The 9576-nt window shown below is 72.9% G+C and carries 8 protein-coding genes; 5 read left to right on the forward strand and 3 right to left on the reverse strand.

The genetic code is table 11. The annotated features are described in order from the left end of the window. Nucleotides 1-143: 143 nt before the first annotated feature. The 5 genes from ABII15_RS03810 (at nucleotide 144) to ABII15_RS03830 (ending at nucleotide 6244) form a co-directional block, all read left to right on the forward strand. On the forward strand, nucleotides 144-1469 hold the full coding sequence (locus ABII15_RS03810) for an MFS transporter (RefSeq protein ID WP_353940829.1): 1326 nt from the start codon (nucleotides 144-146) through the stop codon (nucleotides 1467-1469). Nucleotides 1470-1576: 107 nt separating this feature from the next. Then, nucleotides 1577-2761, forward strand: a complete 1185-nt coding sequence (locus tag ABII15_RS03815) for a helix-turn-helix domain-containing protein (protein WP_353940830.1) — start codon at nucleotides 1577-1579, stop codon at nucleotides 2759-2761. 162 nt (nucleotides 2762-2923) lie between these two features. Further along, the gene (locus ABII15_RS03820; protein WP_353940831.1) at nucleotides 2924-4411 is read left to right on the forward strand and encodes a long-chain fatty acid--CoA ligase; all 1488 of its coding nucleotides are present in this window, start codon (nucleotides 2924-2926) and stop codon (nucleotides 4409-4411) included. Beyond that, on the forward strand, nucleotides 4408-5841 hold the full coding sequence (locus ABII15_RS03825) for a carboxylesterase family protein (RefSeq protein ID WP_353940832.1): 1434 nt from the start codon (nucleotides 4408-4410) through the stop codon (nucleotides 5839-5841). The genes ABII15_RS03820 and ABII15_RS03825 overlap by 4 nt, the downstream gene beginning before the upstream one ends. 178 nt (nucleotides 5842-6019) lie before the next feature. Next, nucleotides 6020-6244 carry a hypothetical protein gene (locus ABII15_RS03830; protein WP_353940833.1) on the forward strand — a complete coding sequence of 75 codons (225 nt, stop codon included), beginning with the start codon at nucleotides 6020-6022 and terminating at the stop codon, nucleotides 6242-6244. A gap of 1 nt (nucleotide 6245) precedes the next feature. Here ABII15_RS03830 and ABII15_RS03835 read toward each other — a convergent pair whose 3' ends face one another. The 3 genes from ABII15_RS03835 to ABII15_RS03845 form a co-directional block, all read right to left on the reverse strand. Continuing rightward, nucleotides 6246-6776: a DUF4383 domain-containing protein gene (locus tag ABII15_RS03835; RefSeq protein WP_353940834.1), complete on the reverse strand. Its 531-nt coding sequence runs from the start codon at nucleotides 6774-6776 to the stop codon at nucleotides 6246-6248. Between the two features lie 102 nt (nucleotides 6777-6878). Beyond that, complete coding sequence (locus tag ABII15_RS03840; protein WP_353940835.1) at nucleotides 6879-8957, reverse strand: MMPL family transporter; 2079 nt, start codon at nucleotides 8955-8957, stop codon at nucleotides 6879-6881. A 150-nt stretch (nucleotides 8958-9107) separates the two neighbouring features. Continuing rightward, nucleotides 9108-9545, reverse strand: a complete 438-nt coding sequence (locus ABII15_RS03845) for a MarR family winged helix-turn-helix transcriptional regulator (protein ID WP_353946954.1) — start codon at nucleotides 9543-9545, stop codon at nucleotides 9108-9110. Nucleotides 9546-9576: the final 31 nt, after the last annotated feature.

Genomic DNA, 9576 nt, shown 5'->3' on the forward strand with positions numbered 1-9576 from the left:
CTCGATGCTGAACAACCACCGGCCACGCGCCTGACCACCGGAAAGAACGGTGCCGCGCGGGGCCGCCGCCTCCCCCACGGCAATTCCTCGGCAATCTCCGGCGACCCCTGCTGCGCCGACGCGCGCACGCGGGAAGGACTGTGATGCTCTCTCTGCCCGACGCGGTGCACGCGGCAGCCACCCGCACCGCCATGCGCCGGCTGCTGCCGGTGCTCGGCCTCGCCTACTTCATGTCGTACGTGGACCGGACGAACATCGCGCTGGCCAAGACCCGGCTCGAGGCCGACATCGGGGTGAGCGCGGCCGCGTACGGACTGGGCGCCGGCATCTTCTTCCTCAGCTACGCGCTGCTCGAAGTGCCCAGCAACATGGTGCTCCACCGGGTCGGGGCCCGGGTGTGGATCGCGCGGATCGCGGTGAGCTGGGGGCTGGTCTCGGCCGCCATGATGTTCGTGCAGGGAGAAGTCTCCTTCTACGTCCTGCGGTTCGTGCTCGGCGCCGCCGAGGCCGGGCTCTATCCGGCGCTGATGTACACGGTGACGCTCTGGTTCGCCCAGCGGCACCGGGTGCCGGTCGTCGGGCTCGTCTACACCGCGCCCGCGCTCGCCACCCTGCTCGGGGCGCCGGCCGGGGGCGGACTGATGAACCTGGACGGGTTCGCCGGGCTCAAGGGCTGGCAGTGGATGTTCCTCGTCGAGGGCCTGGTGACCGTGGCGATCGGCGTACTGGTGTGGTTCGTGCTGCCGAGCCGCCCGGAGGACGCCAAGTGGCTGTCCGCCGAGCAGGCCGCAGCGCTGACCCGGCACGCGGCCGCCGGAGCCGAACCGTCGCCCCACCGCCTGCGCGGCAACTTCCGCCTCGCCTTCGCCCGCCCCATCGTGCTGCTGCTGTCCGGGACCTACTTCGTGAACCAGCTCGTCGGATCCGCCGTCGGGTTCAACCTGCCGTCGATCGTGCAGGGGCTCGGCGTCTCGGATCCGCTGGACATCGGGCTGGTCACCGGCACGATGGGCCTGGCGATCCTCGCCGGGGTGCTCTTCTTCCCCTGGCTGCGGGGCCGCGTGGGCCGGGACACCGAACTGATCGTGCTGTGCGCGCTGGCCGGGACGGGGATCATGGCCGTCTATCTGGCGGTCGACGGCGCCGGAGCACGGTTCGGGCTGCTCTTCGCCGCGAACTTCTTCCTCACCGGAACGCTGCCGCTGTTCTGGTCCGTGGCGATGTCCCGGATGTCGGGTCTGATGGCCGCCGTGGGGCTGGCCTTCATCAACATGATCGGGCTGCTCGGCGGCTTCGTGGGGCCGCTGGTGTTCGGGGTCGTCGAGGACCGCAGCGGGGACGCGGACGCCCCGTTCGTCTTCGTCGTCGTCGCGGGCCTGGTGGGCAGCGTGCTGGCGGCGGCGCTGAAGTGGACGGTGGGCCGCGAGGAGCGGACCGGCGTGCCCGCCGCGGCGGCGGCCGTCGACTGAGCGGATCCCGCCCCGCCCTTGGGCGGTTGCCCAGGTGACGCCCCGGTCGTCTGGGCAACCGCCCGTTCCTCTTCCCAGGCCGCAGGGCGGATGCCTATCCTCCGGCCATGAACGACGAGTCGGCGCTGCGCCGCGAGCTGGCGATGACGCTGCTCACGGATCTCGACCCCCTGATCGCCGATCTGGCGGCGGACATCTGCGCCCACAGCACGCGCTACGCCAGCGGCCGGCCCGTCTCGCGCGACGACCTCGAACTGACGTTGCGCGGCAACATCGAGCTGGCCCTCGGCGAGTTCGGCAGGCTGCCCGGTGACCGGGGCCGCTTCGAGGCCGTCGCCGCGGACAACGGGCGGCTGCGCGCCGAGCAGGGCATGCCGCTGGCCACCGTCCTGAAGGCCTACCGGCGCGGCGGGCGGGTCCTGTGGCAGGCCATGGCGGACTGGATGCGGGACCGGCCCCCGTCCCAGCAGCGGCTGATGGGCGACATGGCCGGCGCGGTGTGGGAGACCATCGACCGGTTCTCGTCCGAGATGGCCGACGCCTACCGGCTGCGCACCCTGGAGCTGGAGCACCGGGACGCGTCGCGGCGCGGCGCCCTGTTCGAGGCGCTGCTCGACGGCCGGGCCGGCGACCCGGCGGTGGCCGCCGCGGCCGCCTCCGCCCTCGGCGTGCCGCGCCACGACCGGTTCGTGGTGGTCCTCGTCGCCCAGGACGCGCGGGACCCCGCCTCGCCGCCCGACCCCGGACCCACGCTGGAGACGGCCGGCATGTGGTCGTTCTGGCGCTCGCGCGGCGAGACCGTGGCGGGCCTCGTCCGGCTGGGAACGCAGGAGCCGGCGGTCCTCGTCGACACGCTGCGCGCCCACCTCGGCTACCGCGCCGGGGTCTCCCCCGCCTTCACCGAACTCGCCCTCGCCGACCAGGGACTGCGGCTAGCCCGGCGGGCGCTCGACACCCTGGCGCCGGGCCGCGGAGAGGTCGCCGAACTCGACGAACGGCTGGTGCACGCCGCGCTCGGCACGGAGCCGGAGATCGCGGAGCGGCTGGTGGCGCGCTATCTGGACGGCGTGCTGAGCAGCGGCGTCGAGGGTCCGGCGCTGCTCACGACGTTGCGGGTGTGGCTCGACTCGGGCTGCTCGGCGTCCCGCACCGCGGCCCGGCTGTTCTGCCACCGCAACACGGTCCTGAACCGGATCAGCAGGGTCGCCGAACTCACCGGCCGGCCCGCCGAGTCCGGCGAGGCCCGGCTCGGCTGGGCGCTGGCGCTGCGCGCGCTGGAACTGGCTCCGTGACGCGCGGGGTGGCCGCTGCCCAGCGTGCCGCCGGTGATGGTGGGCAGTTGCACATGGTGCCCGGTGGGGCGATGCCGGAAGCTGAGGCGGCCCGACCCGACCGCGCGTCCGTCCGACCGGGGCGCCGGCCACCCGAACGTGCACACATGCAAGGGAGCCGCTGTGCAACTGAGCGTCGCCACCGTCCTTCAGGAATCCGCCGCCCGCCACGGCGACCGCATCGCGGTCGTCGACGGCGACGTCCGCGTCAGCTACCGCACGCTGTGGCGCGAAGCGCTCCGCTTCGCCGCCCGGCTGCGGGCCCACGGCATCGGGCCCGGCGACCGCGTCGCGCTGCTGCTGCCCAACACCGTCGACTTCCCGCGCGCCTACTACGCGGTGCTGGCCGCCGGCGGGACCGTGGTGCCGGTGCACGCCCTGCTCGTCGCGGACGAGGTCGTCCATGTGCTGGAGCACAGCGGCTGCCGGGCCATCGTCACCGCCGAGCCGTACGGTCCGGTGGCGCGGGCCGCCGCCGACGCGGCCGGGGTGGAGGTGCTGCACGTACAGACCGACGGCGACGACGAGCAGCTGTCCGGCGCCGAGCCGCGCGACGCCGACGACACCGCGGTGATCCTGTACACCAGCGGCACCACGGGCCGGCCGAAGGGCGCCCTGCTCACCCACGCCAATCTGGTCATGAACGCGTCGGTCTGCGCGCAGGACCTGTTCGCCCTGACCCCGGACGACGTGGTCCTGGGCTGTCTGCCGCTGTTCCACAGCTTCGGCCAGTCCTGCGCCATGAACGCCGCCCTGCGCGCCGGTTCGACGCTCGTCCTGTGCCCGCGTTTCACCGGGCCGGGCGCGCTGGAGCTGATGGTGCGCGAGGGGGTCACGGTCTTCATGGGCGTACCGACGATGTATCACGCGCTCGTCGAGGCGGCCGACCGGGACGAGCGGCGGCCCGCGCTGCGGATGGCCGTCTCGGGCGGTGCGGCGCTGCCCGTCGCGCTCTTCGAACGCTTCGAGACCACCTTCGCCACCATGCTCCTGGAGGGGTACGGGCTGACGGAGACGTCTCCGGCGGCGACCTTCAACCAGCCGGCGTTCGGCCGCAGGCCCGGCACGGTCGGGCATCCGATCTGGGGGGTCGAGGCGGGCATCGCCGACGCCGAGACCGACGACCGCACCGTGCTGCTCCCGGACGGCGAGGTCGGGGAGGTCGTGCTGCGCGGCCACAACATCTTCGCGGGCTACCTCGACGACGCGGCGGCGAGCGCGGCCGCCGTCGTCGACGGCTGGTTCCGCACCGGCGACCTGGGGGTGCGGGACGCCGAGGGGCGCCTCAGCATCGTCGACCGCAAGAAGGACCTCATCATCCGCGGCGGCTTCAACGTCTATCCGCGCGAGGTCGAGGAGGTGCTCGCCCGGCACCCGGCCATCGCCCAGGTCAGCGTCATCGGCCTGCCCGACGAGCAGCGCGGCGAGGAGGTGTGTGCCGCCGTCGTGCTGCGGCCGGGCGCCACGGACAGCGGCGAGGACATCGTCGCCTGGGCCCGCGAACGGCTCGGCCGGCACAAGTATCCGCGCGTCGTCCGCCTGTTGAGCGAGCTGCCGCTCGGCCCGAGCGGCAAGATCCTCAAGCGGGAACTGCAGAAGGAGTGCGGATGAGCGTCGTCGAGACCGCGTACGGGCCGGTGCGCGGCCGCGCCGAGGACGGGGTGACCGTCTTCCTGGGCATCCCGTACGCGGCACCTCCGGTGGGCCCGCTGCGGCTGCGGCCGCCGGAGCCGCCCGAGCCCTGGGACGAGATCCTGGAGGCCGCCGACTTCGGCCCCACCGCCCCCAAGAACCCGTACGCCGCACCGCTGGACGCGCTGCTGCCCGACCCGGACGTGCCCGGCGACGGCTGGCTCAACCTCAACGTGTGGACGCCCGCGGCGGACGGCGGTCCGCGGCCGGTCATGGTCTGGATCCACGGCGGCTCCCTGCGCAACGGCTCCTCGGCCGTCCCGGTCTACGACGGCCGGGCCTTCGCCCGCGACGGCGTGGTGCTCGTCTCCCTCAACTACCGCCTCGGCATCGAAGGGTTCGGCGTCTTCCCCGACGCCCCGGCCAATCTCGGGCTGCGCGACCAGCTGGCCGCGCTCGCCTGGGTGCGGGAGAACATCCGCGCCTTCGGCGGCGATCCGGACAACGTGACCGTGTTCGGTGAGTCCGCGGGCGCCATCAGCATCGGCGCCCTGCTGGCGAGTCCGCACGCGAAGGGGCTCTTCCACCGGGCGGTGCTGCAGAGCGGCGCGCCTTCGGCCGTGTCCCGGGACTCCGCCGCGCGCACCACCTCCGCCATCGCCGAACAGCTCGGCATCGAGGCCACTGCGGCGGCCTTCGCCGCTGCCGAGCCCGGCCGTCTGCTCGCCGCCCAGCGGGAGGTCACCCGGCGCGGAAATCCGCTGACCGGCGGTCTCGGCTTCCAGATCGTCGTCGACGGTGACATCGTCCCCGAGGATCCCGCCACGGCGCTGGCGCGGGGCGCGGCCGACGGCGTCGACGTGCTCCTCGGCAGCAACACCGACGAGTACCGCCTGTGGTTCGTGCCCAGTGGCCTCGTCGACCGGATCGGCCGGGTCACGCTGCGGGCCGCCGTGCTCAAGCAGCGGGTCCCGTGGCGTGCCCCGCGCGTCTACCGTGCCGGTCGGCCCGGCGCGTCACCGGGCGAGATCCTCGGCGCCCTCGCGACCGACACCCTGCTGCGGGTCCCCTTCAACCGGCTCGCCGACGCCCGCACGGGCCGCCCCGGCGGCACCTTCCTCTACGAGTTCGCATGGCCGTCGCCCGTGCGGCGGCTCGGCGCCTGCCACGCCCTGGAGATCGGCTTCGTCTTCGACACGCTCGGCACGGCGGACAGCCGCCTGCTCACCGGGGACGGTGCTCCGCAGGAACTGGCCGACGCGATGCACGGCGCCTGGGTCGCGTTCGCCACCACGGGCGACCCTGGCTGGCCCCGGTGGGACGCCGGCCGGCCCGTCATGACCTTCGGCGCCGACGGCCCGCACGTGGTGCACGCGCCCCGGGAGGAGGAGCGCCGTCTGTGGGGCTGACCGTGTCCTGACGGCGGCGGCAGCGGTGCGTGGCGCCCGTCGCGCTCGGCCGACGGGGCACCTCACGCGGTGGGGACTGCATCCGCGACGGCCCGGTGAGCTGAACGCTGGTTGACACGACTTTGTCCGATCCACGGAACCGCCGTGCTTCGTCAGCTTCCGCCGTCAGAGGTGACCGATGTCAGCCGGTTCTCAGATCCATCACCCGTCGCCCGGGGATCTCGCGCTGTTCGCCCTCGACGGTGGCCTGCCGGAGGCGACGGAGGAGCATGTGCGCGACTGCGCGTCGTGCCGGTCGACGCTCGCGCAGTTCCTGCGCGTGACGGAGGCCGCCCGGGCCGGTACGACGGACCCGGTGCGGCCTCCTGCGGAACTCTGGGAGATGATCCGCGACCAGCTGTAGCTCAGGTGCGGGAGCCCGTCGGGGTGCCGCCGGCGGGCAGGCTCCGGCGGGCGATGGCCTCCCGCGCCGCCTCCCGGGGGTGCCGGCGGCGCCAGTAGGGGTTGTCGTGGGGCAGCCGGCTGGACACCCGGCCGTACATCCCGAACGTGAGAATCACCAGGCCCATGACGAAGCTGAAGATGACGTTGGTCATGCCGAAGCCGAGCACGTTCGCGCCCTTGTCCAGGATGAAGACGTGGACGAAGCCGCTGATCAGGAACAGGGTGCCCACGACCATGTTGAGCGTGGAGGCGACATTGCCCCCGATGACGGCCCCGGCGATCAGGGCGACTCCGACGACGACCGAGACGAGGCTGAGGACGCCGTTCGTGGACATGCCCGCGATGTGGCTGCCGTCCGTGTCGAACGGGCTCAGCTGATCGGCGAAGCCGAGGCAGCCGAAGACGAGCAGCACGACGCCGCAGAACGCGGCGCCCCACCGGTACACCTGGGACAGTTTGTGATCGACGGGAAGTTCGTCCTTGAGTTCCATGATGCGGGCACCTTTCTGGTCCACCACGTCGGGTCGTCCGTCACCCCTCCCTGACATCACTTCGTCCCGATTCGCCCTGTTGGTTGCACATGATCCGGATCGTCATTCCTTGCTCAGCCGGCTCGGCCACCAGGACTTCGGTCCGATGTCCCTGACCAGCGCGGGAACCAGCAGCGACCGGACGACCAGGGTGTCGAGGAGCACGCCGAAGGCGACGATGAAGGCGATCTGGACGAGGAAGGCCAGCGGGATGACGCCGAGGGCGGCGAAGGTCGCGGCCAGCACGACACCGGCCGAGGTGATCACCCCGCCCGTGGCGACGAGCGCCTTGAGGATGCCCTCGCGCGCCCCGTGTTCCAGGGACTCCTCGCGGGCCCGGGACATCAGGAAGATGTTGTAGTCCACCCCGAGCGCGACGAGGAACACGAACCCGTACAGGGGCACGGAGGCGTCGGTGCCGGAGAAGCCGAAGACGTGCCGGAACACCAGCGAGGAGATGCCGAGCGTGGCGGCGAAGTTGAGCGCCACCGTGGCCACCAGGATCACCGGCATGAGGACGGAGCGCAGCAGTCCGACGAGGATGACCAGGATGATCGCGAGGACCACGGGGACGATCAGTGCGCGGTCGTGTTCGGCGGTGCGCTGGGTGTCGTACTGCTGGGCGGTGTAGCCGCCGACCAGGGCGTCGGCGCCGTCGATCCCGTGCAGGGCGGTGCGCAGCCGGGCGACTGTGGCCTTGGCGGCGTCGCTGTCGGCGGCGTCCTTGAGCGTGACGTCCACGCGGATCCTGCCGTCCACGACCCGGGCCTGCCCGGAGCCGGGGCGGCCCTGCCCGGTCACCGGTGTCACGTCGGCGACCCCGGGGACCGCCTCGGCCCGCTCGACGATCCGCGTCTCGCGGTCGGCGTTCGCGATCACGACGGCGGGGTTGCCGGAGCCGCCCGGGAAGTGCTCGGCGAGGGTGGCCTGCGCGGTGACCGACGGCGCGTCGTTGACGAAGATCTCGTCGAGGGGCACGCCCTTGGAGTTCAGGGTCGGGGCGAAGGCGGCGCAGGCCAGGAGGCCGATCAGCGCGACGGCCCAGATCCGGCGCGGCGACCGGCCGACGGTGCCGGCGATGCGCCGCCACACGCCGTGGCCGCCGCCCGCGGCCTCCGCCGGCTTGGGCCGTGCGGGCCAGTAGGCGGCGTTGCCGAGCAGGACCAGGGCCGCCGGCAGGAAGGTGAGGGTGGTCAGCACCGCGCACACGATGCCGATGGCACCCACCGGACCGAGGGCCCGGTTGTTGGTGAGGTCGCTGAGCAGCAGGGCGAGCAGGCCGAGCGCGACCGTGGCGGCGCTGGCGACGACGGCTCCGGTGGAGCGGCGCAGGGCGGCGCGCATCGCGGTGAACCGGTTCTCGCCCGCGGCCAGTTCCTCGCGGTAGCGGGCGGTGAGCAGCAGGGCGTAGTCGGTCGCCGCGCCGATCACCAGGATCGACAGGATGCCCTGGACCTGGCCGTCGACCCGGACGATGTCGTGGTCGGCGAGGACGTAGACGACGGCGCAGGCGACTCCCAGGGCGAACACCGCGCCGAGGATGATCACGAAGGGCAGCAGGACGCTGCGGTAGACCAGCAGGAGGATCACGAGGACCGTGATCAGGGCGACGCCGAGGAGCAGCCCGTCGATCCCGGCGAAGGCGTCGGAGAGGTCGGCCTGGCTGGCGGCCGGTCCGGCGAGGACGGCGGTGGCTCCGCCGACGGCGTCCGCGCGTGCGGAGATCCGGTCGAGGGTGGGCGCCAGGTCGTCGCCGAGGTCGGGCCGGAGCTGGACGACTCCCTCCAGTGCCTTCCGGTCGCTCGACGGGATCGCGGGCGAGACCTGGCCGACCACTCCCGGCGTGCCCTTCAGCGCCGCCAGCGCCCGGGTGGCGGCGCCGCGCTGCGCGCTGTCGAGGGCGCCCTCGTCGTCGGCGGTCCAGACGACGATCACGGGAAGCGTCTCGTCCTCCTGGAAGGCGCGCTGTGCGTCGATCACCCGGGTCGACTCGGCGCTGCGCGGCAGGAACGCGGCCTGGTCGTTGGTGGAGACCTCGCCCAGGCGCCCGGCGTAGGGGCCCAGGGTGCCGCCCACGGCGAGCCAGACGAACAGCAGGACAAGAGGCACGAGCCACCGAGGACCTCGGAGGGTGCGGGACATGGTTCTCCCAGAGCAGCGACAGCGGGGATCTCTAAAAACTCAGGAATCTCAACGCCAAAGTATCTTAATGATTGAGCTAAAAGTCTCCGGCGCGGGGTTCCGTGCCCATCATTCGTCCCGTGCGCGCCGATCGGATGCGGCGGTCGCCGATCAGCCCCGGGGACCGCTCCGGGTCTCGGCGAGTTCTTCGTTGAGGACGTTCAGGAAGCGCAGGACGACGGCGAGTTCGGGCTCGTCGAAGCGGCGCCGGGCCCGCTCGGTCGCCTCGGCGAGCGGGGCGAAGTGCTTGCGGGCCTGCGCCTGCGCGCTCGGCACGTAGTGCAGGTGGACGACCCGCCGGTCCGCGCTCTCGCGGACCCGCTTGACGTGTCCCGCGCGCTCCAGACGGTCGACGCAGGCGCTGACCGCGCCGGAGGTGAGGCCGAGCCGCTGCCGCAGCAGGCTCGGGGTGAGCGGGGTGTCGGAGTCCAGGATGGCGGCGAGCGCCTGGACGTCCGTGGGATGCAGCTCCTGTCCGGCCGCGAAGGCGTGGACGATCCGGTTCAGTTCGCCATTGAGGCGGCGCAGCTCGACGGCGAGGGCGCGCAGGTCCGGGTGGGAGGGCGCGGACGTGTGGTCC

The organism is Streptomyces sp. HUAS MG91 (genome assembly GCF_040529335.1).
Taxonomy (GTDB): domain Bacteria; phylum Actinomycetota; class Actinomycetes; order Streptomycetales; family Streptomycetaceae; genus Streptomyces; species Streptomyces tabacisoli.